The organism is Streptomyces sp. NBC_01003 (assembly GCF_045162695.1).
Taxonomy (GTDB): Bacteria; Actinomycetota; Actinomycetes; order Streptomycetales; family Streptomycetaceae; genus Streptomyces.
Window position 1 is genome coordinate 10,119,474 of record NZ_CP108707.1, and the last position, 21,901, is coordinate 10,141,374.

The 21,901-nt window shown below is 68.7% G+C and carries 16 protein-coding genes and 7 pseudogenes; 8 read left to right on the forward strand and 15 right to left on the reverse strand.

Annotated features, from left to right (window positions below):
* Positions 1 to 77: 77 nt before the first annotated feature.
* A pseudogene (locus OG698_RS46755) lies at positions 78 to 323 on the forward strand (hypothetical protein); the annotation flags it as partial.
* Between the two features lie 615 nt (positions 324 to 938).
* Here the strand turns inward: OG698_RS46755 and OG698_RS46760 are convergent.
* The 3 genes from OG698_RS46760 to OG698_RS46770 form a co-directional block, all read right to left on the reverse strand.
* Positions 939 to 1,142 (reverse strand): helix-turn-helix domain-containing protein, encoded by a 204-nt coding sequence (locus tag OG698_RS46760; protein ID WP_406110469.1) that lies wholly within the window; start codon positions 1,140 to 1,142, stop codon positions 939 to 941.
* 172 nt (positions 1,143 to 1,314) lie between these two features.
* Positions 1,315 to 1,503: a hypothetical protein gene (locus tag OG698_RS46765; RefSeq protein WP_406110471.1), complete on the reverse strand. Its 189-nt coding sequence runs from the start codon at positions 1,501 to 1,503 to the stop codon at positions 1,315 to 1,317.
* Between the two features lie 239 nt (positions 1,504 to 1,742).
* Positions 1,743 to 2,822, reverse strand: a complete 1,080-nt coding sequence (locus OG698_RS46770; RefSeq protein ID WP_406110473.1) for a TDT family transporter — start codon at positions 2,820 to 2,822, stop codon at positions 1,743 to 1,745.
* 531 nt (positions 2,823 to 3,353) lie between these two features.
* Between OG698_RS46770 and OG698_RS46775 the strand changes: the two genes are divergently transcribed.
* Entirely contained in the window at positions 3,354 to 4,358 is a 1,005-nt protein-coding gene (locus OG698_RS46775; RefSeq protein ID WP_406110475.1) for a GlxA family transcriptional regulator, read from the forward strand.
* A gap of 72 nt (positions 4,359 to 4,430) precedes the next feature.
* Here OG698_RS46775 and OG698_RS46780 read toward each other — a convergent pair whose 3' ends face one another.
* The 4 genes and pseudogenes from OG698_RS46780 to OG698_RS46795 all read right to left on the reverse strand — a co-directional run bounded on the left by OG698_RS46780 (position 4,431) and on the right by OG698_RS46795 (position 9,285).
* Positions 4,431 to 4,835, reverse strand: a complete 405-nt coding sequence (locus OG698_RS46780; RefSeq protein WP_406110477.1) for a nuclear transport factor 2 family protein — start codon at positions 4,833 to 4,835, stop codon at positions 4,431 to 4,433.
* Positions 4,836 to 5,059: 224 nt separating this feature from the next.
* A pseudogene (locus OG698_RS46785) lies at positions 5,060 to 6,277 on the reverse strand (IS701 family transposase).
* A 230-nt stretch (positions 6,278 to 6,507) separates the two neighbouring features.
* Positions 6,508 to 7,763, reverse strand: a pseudogene (locus OG698_RS46790) (IS701 family transposase).
* Between the two features lie 64 nt (positions 7,764 to 7,827).
* A complete protein-coding gene (locus tag OG698_RS46795; protein ID WP_405651394.1) occupies positions 7,828 to 9,285 on the reverse strand; it encodes an NF041680 family putative transposase in 1,458 nt (485 codons plus the stop codon).
* 741 nt (positions 9,286 to 10,026) lie between these two features.
* Here OG698_RS46795 and OG698_RS46800 point away from each other — a divergent pair.
* A complete protein-coding gene (locus OG698_RS46800; RefSeq protein ID WP_406110479.1) occupies positions 10,027 to 11,073 on the forward strand; it encodes an amidohydrolase family protein in 1,047 nt (348 codons plus the stop codon).
* A gap of 3 nt (positions 11,074 to 11,076) precedes the next feature.
* On the opposite strand, the gene OG698_RS46805 is transcribed toward OG698_RS46800, so the two are convergent.
* The 3 genes from OG698_RS46805 to OG698_RS46815 all read right to left on the reverse strand — a co-directional run bounded on the left by OG698_RS46805 (position 11,077) and on the right by OG698_RS46815 (position 12,696).
* Positions 11,077 to 11,223 (reverse strand): hypothetical protein, encoded by a 147-nt coding sequence (locus tag OG698_RS46805; RefSeq protein ID WP_406110481.1) that lies wholly within the window; start codon positions 11,221 to 11,223, stop codon positions 11,077 to 11,079.
* A 69-nt stretch (positions 11,224 to 11,292) separates the two neighbouring features.
* A complete protein-coding gene (locus tag OG698_RS46810) occupies positions 11,293 to 12,144 on the reverse strand; it encodes a helix-turn-helix domain-containing protein (RefSeq protein ID WP_406110483.1) in 852 nt (283 codons plus the stop codon).
* 24 nt (positions 12,145 to 12,168) lie between these two features.
* Positions 12,169 to 12,696, reverse strand: a complete 528-nt coding sequence (locus OG698_RS46815) for a DUF6879 family protein (RefSeq protein ID WP_406110485.1) — start codon at positions 12,694 to 12,696, stop codon at positions 12,169 to 12,171.
* 15 nt (positions 12,697 to 12,711) lie between these two features.
* Here OG698_RS46815 and OG698_RS46820 point away from each other — a divergent pair.
* Positions 12,712 to 12,993 (forward strand): annotated as a pseudogene (locus OG698_RS46820) (PfkB family carbohydrate kinase); the annotation flags it as partial.
* A gap of 70 nt (positions 12,994 to 13,063) precedes the next feature.
* Here the strand turns inward: OG698_RS46820 and OG698_RS46825 are convergent.
* A pseudogene (locus OG698_RS46825) lies at positions 13,064 to 13,645 on the reverse strand (transposase family protein); the annotation flags it as partial.
* Positions 13,646 to 14,217: 572 nt separating this feature from the next.
* On the opposite strand from OG698_RS46825, the gene OG698_RS46830 reads away from it, so the two are divergent.
* From OG698_RS46830 to OG698_RS46845, 4 genes and pseudogenes are all read left to right on the forward strand, one after another.
* Positions 14,218 to 15,177 (forward strand): glycosyltransferase, encoded by a 960-nt coding sequence (locus OG698_RS46830; RefSeq protein ID WP_406110487.1) that lies wholly within the window; start codon positions 14,218 to 14,220, stop codon positions 15,175 to 15,177.
* Positions 15,178 to 15,360: 183 nt separating this feature from the next.
* Positions 15,361 to 15,507 (forward strand): hypothetical protein, encoded by a 147-nt coding sequence (locus OG698_RS46835; RefSeq protein ID WP_406110489.1) that lies wholly within the window; start codon positions 15,361 to 15,363, stop codon positions 15,505 to 15,507.
* Between the two features lie 338 nt (positions 15,508 to 15,845).
* Positions 15,846 to 16,091 (forward strand): annotated as a pseudogene (locus OG698_RS46840) (glycosyltransferase family 39 protein); the annotation flags it as partial.
* Between the two features lie 61 nt (positions 16,092 to 16,152).
* Positions 16,153 to 16,968 (forward strand): annotated as a pseudogene (locus OG698_RS46845) (sensor histidine kinase); the annotation flags it as partial.
* Positions 16,969 to 16,971: 3 nt separating this feature from the next.
* Here OG698_RS46845 and OG698_RS46850 read toward each other — a convergent pair.
* The 4 genes from OG698_RS46850 to OG698_RS46865 form a co-directional block, all read right to left on the reverse strand.
* A complete protein-coding gene (locus tag OG698_RS46850; protein ID WP_406110491.1) occupies positions 16,972 to 18,705 on the reverse strand; it encodes an amylo-alpha-1,6-glucosidase in 1,734 nt (577 codons plus the stop codon).
* A 65-nt stretch (positions 18,706 to 18,770) separates the two neighbouring features.
* A complete protein-coding gene (locus OG698_RS46855) occupies positions 18,771 to 19,532 on the reverse strand; it encodes a carbohydrate ABC transporter permease (RefSeq protein ID WP_406111692.1) in 762 nt (253 codons plus the stop codon).
* A gap of 68 nt (positions 19,533 to 19,600) precedes the next feature.
* Positions 19,601 to 20,584 (reverse strand): carbohydrate ABC transporter permease, encoded by a 984-nt coding sequence (locus tag OG698_RS46860; RefSeq protein WP_406110493.1) that lies wholly within the window; start codon positions 20,582 to 20,584, stop codon positions 19,601 to 19,603.
* A gap of 10 nt (positions 20,585 to 20,594) precedes the next feature.
* Positions 20,595 to 21,842 (reverse strand): extracellular solute-binding protein, encoded by a 1,248-nt coding sequence (locus tag OG698_RS46865; RefSeq protein WP_406110495.1) that lies wholly within the window; start codon positions 21,840 to 21,842, stop codon positions 20,595 to 20,597.
* Positions 21,843 to 21,901 lie beyond the last annotated feature (59 nt).

The window sequence follows — 21,901 nt, forward strand, 5'->3', positions numbered from 1 at the left end:
CCGCCCTCACTCCCGTTCGCACCTGTAGGCATCGTTCCGAAAGGATCAGTAGGGTCGTCGGCGTGCACGATGTGCGGGTGGTATTGATCGGCGGGACGTCGAACGTCGGAAAGTCGACCGTTGGCCATGCGGTGGCGGAGAAGGTCGGGTTCGATTGCCTGACCACTGACGGGCTGGCGCGGCACCCCGGGCGACCCTGGAGAACCCCGGAGTGGGAGGTGCCGGCACACGTCGCCGAGCACTACGGATCACTCACGGTTGACGAACTGATCGCGTCCGTTCTCGGCCACTACGATCGGCTGTGGCCCCGCATCGAAGAGCTGAGGCCGACGCCGAGCGGGTCATCGGTGGAATACCTGAGCATGATGTCGCACCGCTCGCGTTCGCCGCCGGACAGGGTGACGAACCCCCGTGCGATGCCTTCGAGTTGACTGTCACTGTCAGGATTCACCCTGACCATCCTCTTCCCCGTTGCAGCCGCACGCCGACGACTCGTGTGCCTGGCACGTACATCTCAAAGATTGAACCTAGCCACGTAGCCGGGCATGTCCCGGACACCTGCCGGGTTGGGCGCCAAGCCTTCGCAACGTGTTCAGAAAAGTTCACACGCCACCTCACAGCCGCATCCTCAACGACGTGCGTACGCGGGCAGGACGGCAGGCCGATCCGGCGCGTGTATGCCGCGCGTCGACGCACCTCCACGCCAACGCCGGACGCACCGTCCTCGTCCGGGTTCGGCACCCCACCCGCAGATCACGATCACGTGGGCCATGAGCACGCCCATGTCCAAGGGCCCGCCTTCGCGAAGGCGCGACATGCCAACCGCGGTGCGCTGCCGGCGCGGTGCGTAGCACCGCGCAGATCAAGGCCGACCCGGCCGTGGCGAACGGTGCGGTTACGGCAGTCCGGTCGTGGGGGCGCCGCTTCACGGGAGACCGTCAGGAACTGGGCTTGTTGCGGGTGGCTCCGCCGCGTCGGCGCAGGGTGGCTCCTGCCTCGGTGAGGATGCGGTGGACGAAGCCGTACGAGCGTCCCTTGCTGTCGGCGATGCTCCGGATCGAGGCGCCGCTTTCGTATGCGGCCTTCAGCTCGGAGGCGAGCTGGTCGCGTGCCGCACCGGTGATCCGCTTGCCCTTGTCCATGACCTCTCCTTCGCCGTTCGAAGGGCGATCATCGCGTACCCCGCGGGGGCCCGTCAGGCAATCGGCCTGGTTCGACATTGGCCCGTTCGCATCGGATGTGAACCCCGTGCCGGCGATATGCAGTTGCGGTCCAGGGGGTGTAGCGCTGCGATTGGTCTTGCTGCCTGGGGGGTCAGGACGCGTGGGGTACTGCGCGGGCGAGGGGTTGGAGGTCGCCGTAGAGGGCGGCGGCCAGTTCGCGGGCCAGTCCTTCGCTGTCCACGTCGTGCAGGTCGAAGTAGACGGGGCCGGCGGAGGAGTCGGGACGGATCTCCTGGGAGCGGATGAGGTGGATGACGGCCTCGCGCACCGCGTTGTACACGAGCAGTGTTCTGGGCTGTCGTCTTCGCCGCCATGGTGGCCGCCAAGCTCCGGGCCCGCCCCACGACCGCGCGCGGATCCGCCGGTGCGGGGCAGACGGGCCGCCCGCAGAGCACACGGCCTCGACGGCGCCCGGGTCGCTGCCATAGGAATGGGTGCCCGTGCGGCGCGAACCCAGCTGCCCGTCGGCAAACAGCCGGGTTCGCGCCGCGTCCGTGTCATGCGGAAGCGGCGGCCCTGTCATCCGCGGGCGCGCTCACACTGCCGGACAGCATGGCGCAAGGAGTGCCAGGCGACCACCGCCCAGGCGGCGACGAGCAGGGCATACAGGACGACAGCGATCCAGACGAACAGCTGCGAGCCGGTACGGGCGGCGAGCGCGCTGGTACCGGTGACGCAGGTACCGAGAGGGAAAATGAAGGACCACCAGGTGGCTGCGAAGGGCAGCCCTCTGCGGATTTCCCGTACGGTCAGCGCCGTGGCCAGCACCAGCCACAGCAGGGAGAAGCCCCAGATCCCGAGCCCGCCCAGGAGCGCTACGACCGCACTCCCGCGCGCGTACGGGGCGGGTAGCGCGCTCGGCGCCGCCGTGGCCAGCGTCCCCAGCGCCGTCACCGCCTGATCCAGCGCCCCCACACCGATCCACACCGTGGGCACCACCGCACCGCCGGGCGCGTCATGATGCACCAGGCGGCTGTACACCATGGCCAGCACCAGCAGGACCGCGACCAGCCCGAGCCCGAGCATCGCGTAGCAGCCCAACAGCAGAGCCAGCCGCACCTGCCCGGCCGGCGCCCGCGGGACGAGCAGTGCGCCCGTCGCGGCGGAGACCATCGGCGGAACCACCGGCAGCAGCCAGCCTCCGAACGCCGCGTCCGGCGTGAAACGGTGCCGCGTGATCATCAGATACGGAACCGCGCAGGCGGTGGCAAGACCCAGCACCGTACCGGCCGACCACAGCACCCAGTCCACATCCACCGCCGCACGCTCCCCGATCAGCCGCCGGCCGAGCAGCAGCGTCCCGGCCCCTACGGTGAGCAGCGCCATCGGCAGCGCCCCGAAGAACTGGGCTAGTACCGGATCACCGGCATGCGCCCGCAGCGTCCGCTGCCCGGTATAGCTGCCGGCGAGCACGATCAGCAGCAGCGCGGTCCCCGCCCAGACCACCGTGGCGGCCTCGCCGAGCCCGGGGAAACTGTGCGGCAGGGTGGCGGCCGCGACGGCGACGATTCCGCTGCCCATGACGGCCGCGAACCAGCCGGGACCGAGCCGACCCCGCTCCCTGCCGTTCGCCTCGTCCGGCTGGTCACGGACATGCACGGACGATCTCGAGGCCGGGCCGACCTGGGACGGGACCGCTGGGCTGGTACTGGGGTGGGGAGTCACGGCGCGGAGTGCCTTCTCTTCTCGTGTCGGATTCGTCACCGCCCACGTTCAGCGACGGTGACCGGCCGGACCGCACCCAGCAGCTCACGGGACGCGGCCGAGGCCGTCGGCCCGTTGGCGCCCTCGACGCTATGGCGAAGCACAGCTCCCGCCACAGAACAGCACGCGCCATGACGCCCTCACACCAGGACATCGAGCGCCGTGCAGGCCCGTTGCCGCGTGCCGGCCGGGTGCCCCGATGTCCTTATCCGAGCGTGTTGTGGCCGCATATGCGGCCACGACGAGACGGCAGGCGAATGCTGAAAGCGGGTGAGGCGCCGAATCCCGACGCCTCGATCCACACAACGGAACGCAGCATCATGCCGCAGGGAAGCGGACGACACTCAGCACGGGCGCGGGCGGGGCGTCGCCAGGCGGATGATGGTGTCTTCCACTGTGGGCCCCAGTCCATCCGGGAGGCGCACGATGAAGGACACGCCGTCAGGCAGAAAGCCGCTGCTGGTGACCGTGCTGGTCTTCCCCGGCGTACGGCTGCTCGACGTCACCGGCCCGATCGAGGTGTTCACGACGGCCAACGAATTCGGCGGCCGTTACCGCGTACGCACGGTCTCCCCGGACGGTGCCGACGCGGTTACCGCAGCCGGCACCGGACTGCGCGTCGACCTGGCTGCCGCGCAGGTGCAGGAGGCCAGCGATGTGGTCGTCATCCCCGGCGGCCCGGAGTGGCCCTCCCTCATCAAGGACGACGCCCTGCTGGACGCCATAAGGGCGCTCGACGCACGCAGCTGCCGCACCGCGTCCATCTGCACCGGAGCCTTCCTCCTCGCCGCGGCCGGGCTGCTCGACGGACGCAAAGCGACCACGCACTGGCGCTTCGCCGACCAGCTCGCTCTTCGCTACCCGCAGGTGACCGTAGAGGCGGACGCCCTGTTCGTGAGCGACGGCCACATCATGACCTCCGCGGGCGTCACCTCGGGCATCGATCTCTCGCTCGCCCTGGTCGAGGAGCACCTCGGCGCCGATGTCGCCCGCGCCGTGGCCAAGGACATGGTCGTGTTCATGCAGCGTCCGGGAGGCCAGTCACAGTTCAGTGTCCGCACCCACACGCCGCGCGCGAGACAGGAGATGCTGCGCCGGGTCCTGGACGCGATCGCCGAGGACCCGTCCGCCCCACACACCCTTGCCACCATGGCGCGCCGGGCGGGTGTGAGTGCCCGCCACATGACACGCCTGTTCCACGACGAGATGACCACGACCCCGGCCCGCTACGTCGAGCAGGTCCGCATGGAAGCCGCCCAGGCGATGCTGGAAGACAGCGACGACCCCATGGCCACGGTGGCCCGGCGCACCGGCTTCGGGTCACCGGAGTCGCTGCGCCGGGCCTTCACGCGCAACCTCGGCATCACGCCGGGGGCCTACCGGGCACGCTTCCGTACCACGCACACCGCGGGTGACGGCAAGCGTGCCTGACGCCCTCGAGGTATCCGGCGAGCACAGGCAATCGCCGAAATCCGACAGGCCGGCCGTGCCGGACGAGGCCAATCAGGCCTCCTCGACAGTCCGCCCCGGCATCGGCTCTGCGAGCGCGGCCCGCCACGCGGGCGTGCCGAAAGGACCGGCGAAGTACTGCGTCTCGTGCACGACCAGCCGGTCGGCGAATTCCATGACGCTCACCGAGTACGAAGGCGAACCGTCGTAGGCGATCACGCATTCGCTCACCCATACATTCGCGTGGCCGGTGATGCGCAGGATGGTGAAGTGCCGGTCTGCCGGGTGCCCGCCGCGTTGCGCCGCGATCGTCTCGCGGCCCCGGAAACGCTCGCCCGACTGCGGATAGTCCAGCATCGCGTCCGCAGCGTAGATCGCATGCTCGGCCTCGATGTCTCCTCGCTCCGAAGCCCGCCAATGCTCCTCGATCACGGCCCTGATCTGGGACTCGGCATCCATGGCACCGCCCCTTCCCTAATAGGACTCCGTTAGGTCTGTCTTGATCAGTACTCCAGCCGGACTTCTCCATTACCGCTGGTCAACGGCTTGAGTGTGGGGAGTGTAGCGGGGTGTGGATGGATGCGGGACAGTCTTGGTATCCCGTCCCACGAACGTGTGGCCACGCCGCATGTAGTGACAGCGCCGGGCACGTGCTTGATGGCGCCGCCGCCATCTCCACCAGCTCAACGTGTGTGCGCACCGTGCAGGACGGCGGTGGGGCTCAACTGCCAGCAGACGGCGGATTTCTGCTGGGGTGAGGTCCACGAGGTCGGGTGTGTCGGACGTGTCACCCCCTTTTCGCGTTCTTGGACGGCCATTGCGGCGAGAAAGATGTGGGCGAGCATGGCGAGTGTGATGTGGCGGTACCAGCCGACGTAACGGCGGACTCCGTAGTGGTCCAGGCCGCACTCGTTCTTCGCGCTCTGGAAGCACTCCTCGATCTTCCAGCGGCATCCGGCAACGCGGACCAGGTCGGCGATGGTGGCGTCCAGTGGGGCGCAAGCGAGGTAGTAGGCGATCTCATCGGGTTTGCTGATGCTGCGGCGGGCGAGCATCCACCGTTGCCGGGTGGGCTCGTCGCCGTCGAACTCCCAGACCGAGGGCAGGCGTGCGGCGGCCCAGTCGTAGAACCGTTCGCCCTTCGCGCCGGGGCCGGCGGACAGGCGCTGCCAGGCCCGCAGAGGGGCCTGGGCGATGAGGTGGTCGATGCGCGGGCCGTGGACCTGCTGGGACTTGGGCACGGCGACGACATAGGAAAGCTGGGAGTCTTCGAGGAAGCGACGGAAGTGGGAGTCCTGTCCGTAGGCGGAATCCGCCGTGATCCATGTTACGGGGAGTGCGGAGGCGAGGGCTCGATCGATCATGTCGCGGGCGAGTTCGCCCTTGGTGGCGAAGGTGCGCTGGGCGGGGACGCGGGCGGCCCGGCAGCGATCCCCATCGTTCGTCCAGGACTTGGGAAGCTAGAGCTCGCGGTCGATCAGGGCGTGGCCGCGAGTGGTGGCGTAGGCGGCGAAGACGCCGATCTGGCAGTTCTCGGTGCGTCCGGCGGTGCCCGAGTACTGCCGCCGCACTCCGGCCGAGGTGGTGCCCTTCTTGATGAAGCCGGTGTTGTCGATGATCAACACGCCGTCTGGTGTGCCGAGTTGGTCTGCGGCGTATGTCTGTAGCTCGTTGCGCAGGTGGTCGGCATCCCAGCGGCTGTGGGACAGCAGGTGTTGCAGTCCGTCGGGGGTGGCGTGGCCTGCATACTCAGCGAGTTGCCAGCCGTTCTTGCGGCCCACCGGGCCGAGGAGGCCGCGAACGTAGTCGCGCATCAGGCGTCGGGGTTCCACCCGGGTGAAGCAGGCTCCGGCCCGCAGGAAGAGGTTCTCGAGTTCCTGGCCCCACACGCTCGTGGGCACGTCGTTGATCACGCTTGTGGGCTGCTCGGTCCGTTGTCGCTACATGCGGCGTGGCCACACGTTCGTGGGACGGGATGCCAAGACTGTCCCGCATCCATCCACACCCCGCTACACTCCCCACACTCAAGCCGTTGACCAGCGGTAATGGAGAAGTCCGGCTGGAGTACTAGGTGTTGTGGTCCTGGTGGGGAGGGGCTGGTGGCAGGTCGTGCAGGTGCCGGTCCAGCACCTCAGGATGTCTTGGAGGGCGTCGAGGATCTAGTAGAGGGTGAGTGCGGTCCAGGTGCTTTTGGGGCCAGACGCTGTTCGGTAAGAAACGCGTGGGCCGCGGTCACGAGGGTGACGTGGTGGTGCCAGCCGGGCCAGGACCGGCCTTCGAAGTGGGCCAGGCCCAGTCCGTGCTTGAGTTCGCGGTAGTCGTGCTCGATGCGCCAGCGAACCTTGGCCAGACGGACCAGGTCGGCGATCGGAGTGTCGGCCGACAGGCTGGACAGCCAGTAGTCGGTGGGAGCCTCGGCCTGTTCGGGCCATTCGACCAGCAGCCAGCAGTCGGGCAGGATGCCGTCCCACCAGCCCTGTTCGGCCGAGGCGGCGACCCGAATGGGACGTTCGACGGCGTTGCCGGCAGGGCGGACGCGCACGGCGGCGAAGCGGGAACGTAGCTCGCCGCGCGAGCCCTGCCGCCAGCTGAGGGAGGTGAACGCCTCCTGCCCGAGACCGGTGGCAAGGGCTACCACTGAGGGTGCGGGGTGGCGGTAGCGGGGCTGGGGCCAGCAGCCGACAGGGCCCTTGCGGTCCGGAGCTGTCGGTTTGGCGTCGAATGGGTGGGCGGTCACATCCGCGCGGACGGCCAACATGTAGTCGACTCCCCGCTCAGCCAGGCCGGCCCGAAAGCGGGCGTTGGTGCCGTAGGCAGCGTCGGCCACCACGACCGGCGGCCTCATGCCCCAGCCGGCCAGCGTGTCGAGCATGTCCAGAGCCAGCCGCCACTTTTCGCGGTGCCCGGCCTCGGGCGGAATGCGGGTAACGGTCCTGCGGTCCGTGTCCGCCGCCCACTCCTTGGGCAGGAGGCCGTGTCACTGGCGGAGTGGACGCTGACCGCGACCTGGCAGTTGGCGCGTTTGCCCAGGGCTCCGCAGTACTGCGGAGCAACGGCGACCGACATTCTTCCGTCCTTGGGCAACGACACATCGTCGATCACCCAGGCCGTCGGGTTGACCAGCGGCAGCATGCGTTCGCAGATCCGGCGCTGCACCGGCACCGGGTCCCAGCTGGACTGGTTCACGAACTGCTGCAGGTTCTGTTCGTTGCCGTCCGGCAGCCGCGAGGCCATGGCCTGGATCGACTTGCGGCGGCCGTCCAGCATCAGTCCCCGCAGGTAGCAGTCGCCTTTGGCTCGCTGATCCTTGCGCGGCACCGATGCGAACACGTCAGCCACGTATAACGCCAACTTCGCCCGGACACGGTTCACTTCATGTGCGTCCATCCACCCAACATGCCCAGAAAGAGGCCGAGCCGACAGACCTAACGGAGTCCTACTAGCTTGATCTTTAACCTGTGCGGCGTGGTCGTGGGGTGGTTGACTTCGTCGTTCTCTTTTTCGCTGCCGCTGTTTTGCGGGGTGTATGCACGTCGTGGCGGGGTGTGGGTCGTGTGTTCTTTTGGCCCGGCGGCCGTCCGGGGCCAGGGCGCGAAGGTTTCGGTGCTTGGGCTGGACAGGCCGATTGCGGGCGGATGTGCCGGAAGTCGCGGCGGACTCGGGCGGGGGTGAGTCTGTCCGGCGGGGTGGGTTTCTCCCAGGGACGGCGCCGGTCGGCTGCGAGTGGGCGGGCGAGCCGCAGTTGGGTGTAGGCAGCGAGGATCAGCCAGGTCCATCGGTCGGCTGCCTCGGGGGTGCGGAGCTTTGGGGAGGTCCAGCCGAGGGTCTGTTTGAACAGGCGGAAGGTGTGCTCGATGTCGAAGCGCCGGAGATATGCCTGCCAGAGGCGGTCGGCGTCGTCCGGGGTGGCATCGGTGTCTGACCACCACAGCCAGACCGGCTTGGGTGTTGCTCCGCTGGGCAGATGGCCGATGTCCAGGCGGATCACCGTTCCTTCCACGATCGGGAGGGTGCCGTCTGCGGCTGCCCAGGAAGAACGGTGGGTCAGCTTGGGGTGCAGCCGGTTCCAGGACCGGGCCCTGGCAGTGCCGTAGAGGCGGGTGTCGGTGATGGTTTCGGTGTCCGGGATGCTCCAGGTGTTGGGCTGTCCGAAGACGAACTCGCCGCCGTGCCGGGGCGGTCGGCCCTGAGTGTGTGGCAGCCGTGGTGGGACCGCTCTGCGCAGGACGCGGTCGGATCGCATCCTGGCCAGCACCTGGACCGGCAGGTCACCCAGGAGGAAGCCGAGGCGGGGCGCGTCGTATCCGGCGTCCGCGACGATGAGGATGTCGGGGTCGCCCGCCTGCCACTGCCCTGCTGCGATGAGTCGCTGCAGCAGATCGCGCAGTTGCCGGGCGGTGACGGTTGCGGTGTCGTCGCCAGGCTTCAGACGCAGCGCGTCCAGCGGCGCCGTCCATGAGCTACGGCCCGGCTCGAGCGCGCAGACGATCGAGTAGGGCCAGCCGGGGACCGGGATGTGCTGGTCCTTGCCCCGGCCATAGGTGTGACACAAAATCCGCTCGGGTGAGGTGTGGGCGTCGGGCCGCAGCCAGCAGGTGACATCGATCGCCAGGACCAGCCGGCCGTCGGCAGACCGCGGCAGTGGCACCTCTGCCAGTGCCCGCCGCAGCCGGCCGTCATCGATGCGTCCACGGGCCATGGCTGCGTAGAGCCCTCCATGGCCGCGGCGGTGTTCACCCACCAACGACAGTTCGGCCAGCGACCTCACCGGCCCGTCGCCGCACAGAACAGCATCAGCCAGCTCGAACAACACGTCCGAACGGGAGGTCAGGCAGGCATAGAACTCGCCCCGGAAGCATGACAGTTGTGCGAGCGACTCTCGCCGGGCGTCGTGATGCAGCAGACTCATCCTCACGGCCTTCGTGCTGAATGTGTGTGTTCCTTGGTCGGAGCACATGTTCAGACGAAGGCCGCCTTCATGTCCGGCAGATACCAAACCGAGTGATCAAGTTCGACGGACCATTCGACGCCGCACGTTAAAGATCAAGCTAGGGCCTGTCTGACAAATGATCACTGAGCGGGGACGTGTGCTCGGTTCAATTGTCTTGTTGCCCCGGCGCCGACCAGCCATTCTGGGCCGGTGCCAGGACAGGGGAAGAGGAAGCGGCGGCAAGAGGCCGAGAGGCGGCGGCTTGCTGCTCGTACTGCGCCGGACGTGGGACGGTGGGAAGTGATCCTTGAGACTCGGGACAAGGCGGAGTTGCGCGGCCACCTGCGCCGCCTTCGGGAGGCACGAATCGACGGGTCAATGATTCGGATCGACACGCTGTGTGGCCGCCTGGGGCAGCCGACCACCTATCGGCTGAACCGGTTCGTGGCGGACCCCGCGTGCAAGTCTGACAGCGAGCGTTCTGATCATTGATCTTGTGGCAGGTCGAGGCGAGTCGTCGAGTCCAACCAGCAGCGGTCGCGGGCGGTGAACGCACCTCATCTCGTCGCCCTCTTGCGAGCCGGAGCGAGATTCGAGCGCGGAGTCCTCGTAGAGCGGACTGACGATGCGGCTGCTTGATGCCGAGGTTCTCCTGCCGCGGTCCCCCATAGGATCAGCGAGATCGACCAACGCGCAGGCGAGTTCCTGGGGAGGCCACTGGTGGTGCTGCAAGTGCGCGGCCTCGTATTGCCCGAGCGGGAGGAGCGATCCTTCTGGGTCGATGGCGACCAGCTGAGGGCCGGGGTTGCCCCGGATGCTGACCTCGTCATTGACGGCGGCTGGCTGCTGCCCGGCCTGGTCGATGCACATACCCATCCCGGCACCGAAAACATCGAGACCCCGTTCAGCGACGCGACGCTTCGGCGGCACCTGACCGATCACCGCGACGCCGGAGTGCTGCTGGTACGCACGCCTGGGTCCGCAGCCCGCATCCCCGACTGGGTGGACGAAGACCCGGACATGCCGCGCGTCCGCTCGGCCGGACGCTGGCTGGCCACCCCGGGCCGTTTCTTCCCCGGCTTCGGAAGAGACGTGAGCGAGGCCGACCTGGTCCACGCAGCCGTGGAGGAGGCCACCGCGTCCTCGGGTTGGTGCAAGGTCATCGGGGACTGGAGGCATGACGAACCCGCACTGCCGCTGGACATCCTCACTGCTGTCGTCCAGGCCGTGCACACGATCGGCGGCCGGGTGGCCGCTCACTGCCAGACCAGCGAGGGCAGTCGCAACGCCGTCCTGGCCGGAGTCGACAGCCTGGAGCACGGCATGCACCTGGACCCGAGCCTGATCGATCGGATGGCGGATCAAGGCACCGCGTTCGTCCCCACGCTCAGCGTCTTCGGCTCCGGAGCCGACCGACGGCGGGCCGCCCAACCGAGCGCCGGCCGGGACTGGTGGCTGGCCGGATGGCACGCGATGCTGCCCAACGTGAGGGCCGCACACGAGGCCGGTGTCACCATCCTGGCCGGCACCGACAGCTTCCCGTGCGGCACCGTTACCTCAGAGGTCGAATGGCTGGTCCGTGCGGGTCTGTCGCCCGAGGCGGCGCTGGGCGCGGCCTCATGGTCGGCCCGCTCCTACCTTGGCCTGCCCGGCTTGGTCGACGGAGCCCCCGCGGATCTCGTCGCCTACGACTCCGACCCCACGCTCGACGCTTCCGCTCTGGCCCACCCCAGCCGCGTCATCCTCCGCGGTCGGGTCATGCTCTGAAGCTCAAGCGTCAATCCACAACTCTTGGTAATGACTCAACTGGACCGTGCCGTAGGAAGTCGTCGGCAGGGCCTGAAACCTATGGCTGCCTTCCTGCACGCCAGCCTCGACGAAGAACAGCAGCTGAGGAGCGAGTTCGCGTGCATCCATGTCTGCCGCCGGTTCGCGCTCACACTCTGAGCTAGCCACCACACGAGGCCCAAGAGCGAAGCCACACGGTCAGCCCAGCGCGTCAATGGCCTTCACGATCAAGCCTCGCGCGTCCGCGTCATAGACGGCCATGCTGCGCAACTGCTCGAAGGTCTCCAGATACTGTGCGATCTCGCCGGGCTGCGTCACGTTCACCTCGGCGGACACAAGCTCGACCGAGACGAGCTGGTTGTCGTAGATGTGGAACGTCTCTTCGGGCCAGTGTGAACGTCGGGCCGCCATCGGGATGATGCCTAGGGAGACAGCAGGCAGTGCGCCCGCGGTGAGGAGGTAGCCGAGCTGCGCGGCCATAGCCGCCGGGTCGGCTACCTGGCAGTACAGCACCGGTTCTTCAATCACCACGACGAAGTGGTGCCCTTGTTCGTGGACGATGTGCGAGCGCTCGATCCTGGCGTGCGCGGCCTCCGCGCTGTCGTCCTCGGGCAGGTGGTGAATGTTCGCTGCCATGCCGAGGACGGCGAGCGCGTAGACCCCCGTCTGGAGCAGGCCGGGCACGAGGCTTGAGGAGTACATGCGGAAGCATTCCGTGTCGCGGAAGGTCCGCGTGCGGCTCTCTTGGATGTGCCGCAGTCCGGTGCGAACCTGGTCGCGCCACTGCCGGTACATCGACTCGGCGTTGACGGACTGGATGACGAGGTCCTGCGCCTGGTCCTCCGCACGGACGGCGGCGCACCACAGGCGGATATCGGTCGTTGAGGGCCCAGTGAGGGCATTCTCGATACGCGACGTCTTGGAGTAGTGCCAGCTGCATGCGGCAGCCAACTGCACGACCGTCAAGCCAGCCTCCTTACGGAGGTCGCGTAGCCGATGGGCGACGGCTTCACGCGCGGCCTGGGCAGATGAGGAAGGGGAGGCGGGCATGGGCTGGCTGCCGGTGCTTTCTGATCAGCGGATCTGGTAGAGGTCGTGAGGGGTTGCGCGGCGCCAGACAGCGTCGAACGCCTCGGCGCACAGCTTCGCGGCACCCGCGTCCTCGGAGATCTCGTGGCCGGCCACGGCCCCGTTACCGGAGAAGTAGCCCCACCGGATCACTTGGTCGTCAAACAGCCAGAAGTCATTTCCGGGCAGCGCGATGTCCGAGGCGCGTCGGCGTGGAAGCCAGCGCACCTCTTCGCCCGCATGCACGTTGACGACGGTCGAGGCGTGCTCGTAGCGGATGTAGTCGGTGACCGGCTCGGACACGATGCGGGCGCGCCGTACCGAGACGCCGCGTGCGACGGTTTGCGAGACGAGGCTGCCCCAGGGCGCCCAGTCCGAGGAGCCCGGGTCGGTGTCGAGGCGGCCGGTTTCCATCCATGACCGGAAGTCGTCGGCCTCAGCGGCGGTTCCGTACTGGTCCCGCATTTCAAGGTGCACGGCGGATCGTGAGCATCCGCCCATGAGTTCAGCGATCGTCGGCACGCTCGGCGGCATCGCAAGCCTCCCTGGACACACGTTCCCGCCGTCACGCCTCCCGCGCCGGTCGTGGACTCCAACGGCGCCGGCGACGCCTTCGCCTCCGCTTTCCTGCTCGGCTGGCTGAACGGCGAGGACCCGCTGCGCTGCGCACGGTACGGCTCCATCGCCGGGGCCCATGCCTGCACCGTCCCCAGCACGCGCACCGGCGCCATCACCCGCGCCGAACTCCTCGCACGCGCGACAAAGATGGAGCCCGCTCACATTGTGCCGACACCGGCCGAGGGCGCCGAGCCCGCTGCGGACCTCGCATAACGTCCCTGACAGCCATGGGCCCTTCGGATACGACGTGGTTCATCCTGTACTGGAATCCCAGCTGAGCGGGGACCCTGCCGCGGCAGCAGCGCCGAACCGGCAGCCCCTGGAGCAGGCGCCAGCCTTTCAGGGTGGCCATGGCCCGCTCGCCGATGCAGCGGATCTTGGCGTGTGGTGCCGTCGCTTCCATCGCTTGAGGCGGCGGCCCCGGAACGGGACTCGGACGGACCGCCGGCGCCCTGGTACGCCTTGTCTGCCCAGCACTTCACTCCCGCCTCGGTGGGCGCGTCGATGATTCCGTGGGTCGAGCCGGGCAGCGCCGCGTATTCCCACAGCAGCCGGCCGAACGGTCGGTGAGGACCTGGACGTTCATGCCGTGGCGCTTATGTTTCCCGGAGTGGTGCGGGGTGTCGGCGGCCACCCGGTCGATCGGCAGCAGGGTGCCGTCCAGGATCGCGAACGCCTTCACCGAGGCCGTCGTCATCGCCTCGGTCAGGTCCGGGGCAAGGGTGGCCAGGGCAAGCAGGGCCTGGCGTCCGGCCGCCAGTCTTCTCCACCGTGTTCCGATCTCCCGTCTCCGGGCGACGAGGCGCCCGGTCAGGTACCTCAGGGTGCGGCTGGACAGGTCGGTCGACGACGGGTAAACAAGCACACGAAGCTCCTGGCGGCACGGGCGATCTTGGTCGAGAGCCCGTCTACCAGCAGGTTCGTCGTTCCACGGAATCGTCCAACTCGCGGCCAGCGCCCAGAGGTTGGAAAGGGCCCGCCGTCCGACCGGGGCGAGACCGCACGCCCGCCGTGCGTCTGCGAGAAGAAGCACGGCGTGCTGCTGCCGTACTCGGACGTCAGGGCGTTGATCGCGTCGGGCGACGGCTGGCGGAAAGGGCCGACGCCGAGACTGGTGAGCGCCACCGTCTGGAGGAGGTCTCCTATGCGCCTCGCCACCGTCATCGCAGCATCGTCGTCACGCCGCGGCCCGACGTAGTTCTGCGGATGTGAACCGAAGTGGTCGGGTTCGATCAAGGGCGTCAGCGAACTACGGAACCCCCTGGTGCGGTCGTGCTCCTGGTGAGCCGTGGGAGCACTTTGGCCATTGACCTGACTTTCCGTCAGTTCTCGGTATTCTCCCCCCGCTCTCACAGGCGGGGCGGCAACTGTGAGGCCGCGGCCCTGGACCAGGGCCCCTGAGCCGCAGTCTGCCGTCCCCTCATGCCTGAGGAAGCCATGACTCTCACCCCCCACCTCACCGAACTCGCCGCCCGCATGGAGCGTCCCGCCCCCTTCCAGCCCGTCGAACGTTCGCTTCTCCCGCACGCCGGTACCGCGACGGTGGACATCGTCGTTCCGGTTTACAGCGAGGAACGAGCCCTGCCCGGGTGCCTGCGCACGCTCCATGCCCGCCTGTCCCAGGGCTTCCCGTTCCCCTGGCGGATCACCGTCGCCGACAACGCCAGCACCGACGAAACCCTCGCCACGGCCCGCCGCCTCTCGGACGAGTTGCCCGGCGTCGGCGTCGTCCACCTGGACCGCAAGGGCCGCGGACTCGCGCTGCGCACCGTCTGGGGCGCCAGCGACGCGGACATCGTGGCGTACATGGACGTGGACCTCTCCACCGGCCTCGACGGACTGCTCCCGCTGATCGCGCCCCTGGCCAGCGGCCACTCGGACCTCGCGATCGGCTCCCGGCTGGCTCCCGGCGCACGCACGGTGCGCGGGCCGCGCCGCGAGTTCATCTCCCGCTGCTACAACGGCATCATCCGGCTCACCCACGGAGTCCGCTTCACCGACGCCCAGTGCGGATTCAAGGCGGCCCGTACGGAGGTACTCCGGCCGCTGCTGAAGGTGACCCGGGACGACGCATGGTTTTTCGACACCGAACTGCTCCTGCTCGCCGAGCACAACGGACTGCGTATTCATGAGGTCCCGGTCGACTGGGTCGAGGACGTCGACACCCGGGGGGATATGGCGAGCACCGCCAAGGAAGACCTGCGGGGCCTGTGGCGCATGGCGCGGCTCAAGGCGTCCGGCGACGCCCGGGTCGAGGTGCGGCCGCGCCCCGAGCCGGCCGCCGAACACCCCGACGCCGTCCTAGCCCCCTCCATCGGACGCGGTGTGCTGTCGTGGGAGGTCGGCTGTTTCCTCGCGATCGGTGTCGTCTCCACGGCCGGACAGGCCCTGCTGTAATGGCTGCTGCGCGGCTGGTGGTCTCCGGCCGTCGCCAACCTGGTCACGCTGTGCGTCCTCACCCTCCTCAACACCGAGGCGAACCGACGCCTCACCTTCCCGCACTCCACCACCGCGCCCGCACGTGCGCACCTCGGTGCCGGGGGTCTGTTCGTCTTCGGCTATCTGGTCACGTCCGCGGCGGTGCTGTGGTTCAAGTGGCTGGATCCCAGTGCCTCACCGGCCGCGGAGACCGCGGTCCTCGGCACCGCGTCCGTGGCCGTCACCTGCGTGCGCTTCGCCGTGCTGCGGCTGGCTGTCTTCGCCGCCCCCCGTAGCCGTACCCGTTGATGAGAGCGAATCCCGACATGAGTAACCACGCGCACATCAGGCCCGCACCGGCGGCATCGGCACACGACGAGAGGCGCACGAATACGTCCGTCCGGGCGCTGCCTGCCTGGGCGGCACCCGCGGCGCTCGGAGCCGTCCTCGTGCTCGCGGCCGTCCTGTACGGCTGGGCACTGGGCTCCCTGGGGTGGGGCAACAGCTACTACTCGGCGGCAGTGAAGTCGATGGGGAAGAAGTGGACCAACTTGCTCCTCGGCTCCTTCGATCCGGCGGGCGTGGTCACGGTCGACAAGTCGCCGGCCGCGCTGTGGCCGCAGGTGATCAGCAGCAAGATCTTCGGGATGCACGGCTGGGCGCTGATCCTGCCGCAGGTGCTCGAAGGCGTGGCCGGGGTGCTGGTGCTGCACCGCACCGTGCGCCGCTGGGCGGGCGAGGGGGCGGCGCTGATCGCGGCGCTGGTGCTCACCCTGACGCCCATCACCGTGGCCATCAACCGGGACAACAACCCGGATACGCTGCTGGTCCTGCTGCTGGTGTCGGTGGCGTACGCGCTCACCCGTGCGCTGCAGGCCGAGGGCCGGGCCGCGACCTGGTGGCTGTGCGCGAGCGGCTTCCTGATCGGGTGCGGATTCCTCACCAAAATGCTCGAACGCGGTGGCGGGCACCCTCGCCTGGCTCCTGTCCGCCACGTTCTCCGGCGACCGGACCTGGACCCTCATCCAGTTCGCCTACATGCTGGCCACAGCCTTCGCCCCGGTCCTGTTCGGTCAACTCGTGCAGGCCCGCCACGACGTGGCGCGCCAGCTCGCCGAGGTCGAGGAGGCCCGCGAACACGAACGCGCCATGTACGCCCAGACCGTCCTCGTCCGCGAACGCGCCCAACTGGCCCGGGAGATGCACGACGTCGTCTCCCAACAGGTCAGCCTCATCGCCGTGCAGGCCGGAGCACTCCAGGTCGCCGCCAAGGAACCCGACGCCCGCGACGCGGCCCGCACGATCCGCTCCCTGAGCGTGAATACCCTCGACGAACTCCGCCACATGGTCACGCTGCTGCGCGCCTCCGGCGGCAAGGAAACCGAGCTCACCCCCCAGCCCACCCTCGCCGATCTCCAGCAGCTGATCGCCAACAGCGGCATCGAGGCGACCCTGACCGGCGAGCTCCCGACCGACATTGGCACGACCGCCCAACGCACCCTCTACCGCACGGTCCAGGAAGCCCTCACCAACGTACGCAAGCACGCCCCCGGAGCCCGCGCCGAGGTACACCTGTGGCACGACGCCCACTACTTCACCGTCACCGTCACCAACACGGCGCCCACCCGCCCGGCCGTAGCCCTGCCCAGCTCCCGTCAGGGCCTGATCGGCCTGCGCGAGCGCGCCGAGCTGCTCCACGGCACCTTCACCGCCGCGCCCACACCGGAGGGCGGATACAAGGTCGCACTGAGGGCTCCGTCCCGGCCCGACTGTTCAGTGGGATTCCCTGTGTACGTGTGCTGCGGCGAGCAGGAGATAGGCGGCGGCGGTCCAGGTGTACGCGCGGTCGCGCAGCCCGGTCCCGGTGAGGGCGTCAAAGTTCTCCGCGAAGCCGTGGGTCTCGCAAAGGGTGCGGAAGCGGGCGCTGATGTCGTCCGCGAGCCGGAGGTGCCCGGCGCGGCGCAGCCCGTCCTCGACGAGGACCGTGGCGGGGGCCCAGATGGGCCCGCGCCAGTAGCCGTCGGACAGGTAGTGCGGCGAGGAGGGGCATTCGGTGGCCAGGCCGTGCGGGGTGAGATGGGCCTCGATGCGGGCGGCCAGTACGTTGCTGATCCGGGCCGGGAGGTGTTCGCCGACCACGATGGGCATCAGGTCGAGGAGGCTGGCGCTGGACCAGGTCTCGCCGCTGTCGACGCCCTGGGTGACGAAGCGGTCTTCGCGCCACAGCTGGTCGAGCATCGCCGTCTGGATCTCCTCGGCGGCGCTCGCCCAGCGCTCGGCGCCGTCCGAACGGCCCAAGTCCTGGGCAAGGGCGGCCAGTTCACGCATCTGCATGGCGAGGAAAGCGGCCAGGTCGGCGGTGACGACGACGCGTTCCGGGTCGAAGGCGGTGGCGTTGTCCCAGCCGCTGTCGTTGCCGTGCTGGTAGTGGGGGAGTGCGGCGCCGGGTGCGCGGCGGGCAGTGAGCCAGAAGTTCGTCCAGCGCTCCAACCGATCGTACGTGGCGGCCAGTTCGTCCTGTCCGAGGGACATGGTCAGGCGGCGTCGAAGGTGCCCGAGCGTCCACCCGTGAATGGGCGGCTTGACGAAGTTGCGCAGGACTTCGGAGTGCGTGACCGAGTCGGGCAGCGCCCCCGTCTCGTCCTGGTGGTCGAAGGGCAGGTGGTACTGGTCCCATGCCAGTTCGGGGCAACCGGGCGCCAGGGCAAGGGCGTTGAAGCAGTGGTCCCAGCTCCAGACCTTGTCCATCCAGTGCTTGGACATGAGCACGGCGGGCCGGGTGACCAGAGAGGCGGGGCGTACGGTCGCGGACCACAGGACGTAGGTGGCGAGTTCGGCCGCGGGCGTGGCGGCCGAGCGCCACGGAGCCACCGTGTCGGCGAAGTCCGTGAAGGCGTTCTGCGCCGCCTCGACGATCTTGGTGAAGGCGGCCGACGCCACGTACCGAGGGCGGGCCGTGTCGATCTCCTCGACCGCGATCTCCCAGGGCCCGTCCCCCTCGGAGCCGATGGTCAGTCCGCGCTCGGCGACGCCCAGGCTCTGGCTGCCGAAGACGGCGACCGTGCCGGACAGCACGGTGACGCGGTAGCGGCGCCCGGTCTCGTACGACGTGAAGACGTGCGCGTCGGCGGCGGCGTCGTGGAAGAAGTAGATTCCGCTGAACGGGGTCAACGTCCCTACTGCCGCCGCGAGGTGAAGACGCAGCCCTTCGCCGCGCAGCCGCACGGTGTCCGGTGACTGGTAGGCGAGGTCGACGCGGCCTGCGGCGCCGAGCCAGCTCAGCAGGCCCGGGGTCGCCTCCACGCGGGTCTCCGCCCGGTCGCCCGTCGCGGGGTCGAGAGGCATCAGGCGCAGGACGGCGTGCATGCCGTTCTGGTGCGAGACGAGGTGGAGGTCGTCGGCGTGAGTCTTCTCCGCCACCACGGGGGAGAGGTCGAACCAGGACCCGTACGTGCTGAACGGGATGTCGTGGACGGAGAAGGCCGGGCCGGGACGGGCGGCGGTCATGTGGTGTCACTCGTTTCTCGGGCAGGGGGTGACCACGGCGACGAGGGGCCATGGCGAAGGGGAGATCAGTCCTTGACCGCGCCGGCGGTGACACCGGCGGCGACGTAGCGCTGGGCGAGGACGAGGATGACGGCCGCGGGCAGCGAGGCCAGGACGGCGGTGGCCATGATGGCGTTCCACTGCTGGTTGTTGTTGCCGATGTAGTGGTAGATGCCGAGCGTGATCGGCTCGTGGGCGCCGCCGTTGGAAAGGGTGCTGGCGAACACGAAGTCGGACCAGGACCACAGGAACGCGAAGAGCGACACGGTGACCACGGCGTTGCGGCTCATCGGCATGACGATCGACCAGAACGTGCGCAGCGGGCCCGCGCCGTCGGTCCGCGCGGCCTGGAGGAGTTCGCCGGGGATGCCGGACATGAACGCGGTGAAGATGAGCACCGCGAAGGGAACGGCCAGGGTGGAGTCGGCGACGATCAGCCCCGGCACGGTCCTGAGCAGCCCGAGCTGGAGGTAGATGGCGTAGAAGCCCATCGCCATGATGATGCCGGGGATCATCTGGGCGGTCAGCAGCACGAAGCTCAGGACGCGGCCGCCGCGCGGGCGCAGCTTGGCCAGCGCGTACCCGGCGGGCGCGGCCAGCGCCACGGTCAGGGCGACGGCCCCCAGGCCGACGACCAAACTCGTTCCCAGGTACGGCAGTTGCTCGTCCAGGACGGTGCGGTAGCCGGTCAGGGTGCCGTGCAGCGGGAGCAGTTCGGGCGGGCTCTTGCGCATGTCCGTGTCCCGGGTGAGAGACACGTTCAGCATCCAGTAGACGGGGAAGAGCATGACGGCGGTCAGGACGACGCCGATCGTGGTCTTGAACCAAGTGGTCTTTGTACGCACGTGAGTTCGGCTCACGACAACGCCTCCTGTCGCCGCTGGACCCGGATGTAGACCAGGCCGAAGACCAGGGCCGCGACCACGAGCAGGTTGCCGACGGCGGCTCCCGGCCCGAAGGCGGGCAGCATGTTGCCGAAGCCGAGTTGGTAGGACCAGGTGGCGAAGGTGGTGGACGCGTCCGCCGGGCCGCCCTTGGTCATGATCCAGATGATGTCGAGGACCTTGAGCGTGTAGATCAGGCCCAGCAGCAGCGTGATCGCGGACACCGGGCGAAGAAGCGGGAAGGTGATGCGCCAGAACCGCTGCCAGGCGTTCGCCCCGTCGAGCGCGGCGGCCTCGTACAGGCCGGAAGGGATGGACTGCAGGCCGCTGTAGAGCACGACCAGGTTGAACGGGACACCGATCCAGATGTTCGCGATGATCACCGAAGTCAGCGACCAGGACGGCGACGTGAGCCAGTTGACCGGGTCGACACCGACGGCGTGCAGGGCGGCGTTCACGATCCCCGAGTCGCTGTTGAGCATCCACGACCACGTCGACGCCGACACGATCAGCGGCAGCAGCCATGGTACGAGGAACAGGGCCCGCAGGGTCGCGGCGAGCCGGAAGTGCTGGTTGAAGAAGACCGCGAGGGCCAGCCCGATCGCGTACTGGAAGGCCAGGCACACGAAAGTGAAGACGGCGGTGTGGAGCAGGGCCGGGGCGAAGGTCGGGTCGTCGAGGACGGTGTGGTAGTTCTTCAGGCCCGTGAACGGTGCGTCGCCCTGGACGAAGGAGCGGACGGTGTAGTTGCGCAGGCTCAGGTCGAGGTTGCGGTAGAGCGGATACGCGTAGAAGAGGACGAGGTAGGCGGTCACCGGGGCGAGGAACGCCCAGGCGGCCCACTGGGTGGAGGCGGGCCGTCGTCGCTTCTCGGCTCGGGGCGGGGGAGTGGGGGCCGGCTCGGCGGGGACGGGCGTGGGCCGGGGGAGGTCCGGCGGATGTGTGGTCTGCTTCATCGGCGTCATGTCACTTGACCGCGCCCTGCGCCGAACTCAACGCGTCCTTCGGCGACTTGGACCCGCTGAGAGCGGACTGCACTGCCTTCCACAGCTGCTCGGAGATCTTGGGGTACTTGGTGCCCAGGTCGTCACTGGTGCGGCCCTTGGCCGCCTTGACCGCGGCGACCCACGGCTTCAACTCGGCGTTGTCAGCGACCTGTTTGTCCTGGACCTCGCTCGTCGGCGCCACGTAGGACAGGGTGGTGTCGGTGGCGTAGATGTTGGTGGTGCTGGTCAGGCAGGCCGCCAGCTTCTTCGAGGTGGCGTAGCGATCGGTGTTCTGCTGGACGGGGATCGTCACGAACTCGCCGCCGGTCGGTGCCGCGGCGGCGCCGCCCATGGCGGCGGGGATCGGCAGCACGCCGTAGTCGAGGCCGGCCTTCTTGGCGTTCGCGAGCTGCCAGGTGCCGTTTTCGCCGAAGGCGTAGTCGCCGCTCGCGAACTCCTGCCAGCTGGTGGTCTGCGTGTTGTTCAGTACGGAGTTCGGGGCGTAGCCGTCCTTCAGCCAGTCCTTCCACAAGGAGAGCGCCGACTCGGCCTGGGGGGAGTCGAGTTGGGTCAGCTTCGCGCCCGCGCCCCAGAACCACGGCAGGAACTGGAAGCTGCCCTCCTCCGTGCCGATCGCCGAGAACGTGATGCCCTTCTTGCCCGCCTTCTTTACCTTCGCGAGGGCGGCCGTCAGTGACGGCCAGTCCTTGACCGAGGCGATGTCCACTCCGGCCTGCTGAAGGACCTTCTTGTTGTAGTAGAGGGCAAGGGTGTTGGCGCCGATCGGTGTGCCGTACGTCTTGCCGCCCGACTGCCCCGCGGCGAGCAGGTTGGCGTCGACCTTCGAGGTGTCCAGCTTGGTGTCGGCAGTCGAGGTGAGGACGCCCCCGTCGGCGAGGGTGGAGACCACCGGGTTGTCGACGACGAGGACGTCCGGCGCGTTGCCCTGCTGCGCGGCCAGCAGCGTCTTGTTGGCCAGGTCGCTGGTGTCGAACCCGGTCCGCTTGACCTTCACGCCGGCCTTGGCGCCGCACTGGTCGAGGAGCTTCACCCAGGCCGAGCTCTTGGCGAACTGCGGATAGGGGTCCCAGACGGTGTACGTGCCGCTGTCGGTGTCCTTGGAACCGGCGCTGCCCGAACCGGAGGAACAGGCGGTCGCGCCGGCCGTGACGGCCAGGGCGGTCAGGGCCGCGACGACCAGGCGGCGTTGTCCGGAGGAGCTGTTCATGGCAGGGGTCCTTTGGTTTTGGGCATGCAGGTGCCGTGAGCACGGCGAAACGGGGCCGG

Bases quoted from the DNA above. Each gene is read 5' to 3' on its own strand.
- OG698_RS46760 (WP_406110469.1), bottom strand. From the start codon at position 1,142: ATGGACAAGGGCAAGCGGATCACCGGTGCGGCACGCGACCAGCTCGCC.
- OG698_RS46775 (WP_406110475.1), top strand. From the start codon at position 3,354: ATGAAGGACACGCCGTCAGGCAGAAAGCCGCTGCTGGTGACCGTGCTG.
- OG698_RS46780 (WP_406110477.1), bottom strand. From the start codon at position 4,835: ATGGATGCCGAGTCCCAGATCAGGGCCGTGATCGAGGAGCATTGGCGG.
- OG698_RS46795 (WP_405651394.1), bottom strand. From the start codon at position 9,285: ATGAGTCTGCTGCATCACGACGCCCGGCGAGAGTCGCTCGCACAACTG.
- OG698_RS46805 (WP_406110481.1), bottom strand. From the start codon at position 11,223: ATGGATGCACGCGAACTCGCTCCTCAGCTGCTGTTCTTCGTCGAGGCT.
- OG698_RS46810 (WP_406110483.1), bottom strand. From the start codon at position 12,144: ATGCCCGCCTCCCCTTCCTCATCTGCCCAGGCCGCGCGTGAAGCCGTC.
- OG698_RS46815 (WP_406110485.1), bottom strand. From the start codon at position 12,696: ATGCCGCCGAGCGTGCCGACGATCGCTGAACTCATGGGCGGATGCTCA.
- OG698_RS46830 (WP_406110487.1), top strand. From the start codon at position 14,218: ATGACTCTCACCCCCCACCTCACCGAACTCGCCGCCCGCATGGAGCGT.
- OG698_RS46850 (WP_406110491.1), bottom strand. From the start codon at position 18,705: ATGACCGCCGCCCGTCCCGGCCCGGCCTTCTCCGTCCACGACATCCCG.
- OG698_RS46855 (WP_406111692.1), bottom strand. From the start codon at position 19,532: ATGCTCTTCCCCGTCTACTGGATGCTGAACGTGTCTCTCACCCGGGAC.
- OG698_RS46860 (WP_406110493.1), bottom strand. From the start codon at position 20,584: ATGAAGCAGACCACACATCCGCCGGACCTCCCCCGGCCCACGCCCGTC.
- OG698_RS46865 (WP_406110495.1), bottom strand. From the start codon at position 21,842: ATGAACAGCTCCTCCGGACAACGCCGCCTGGTCGTCGCGGCCCTGACC.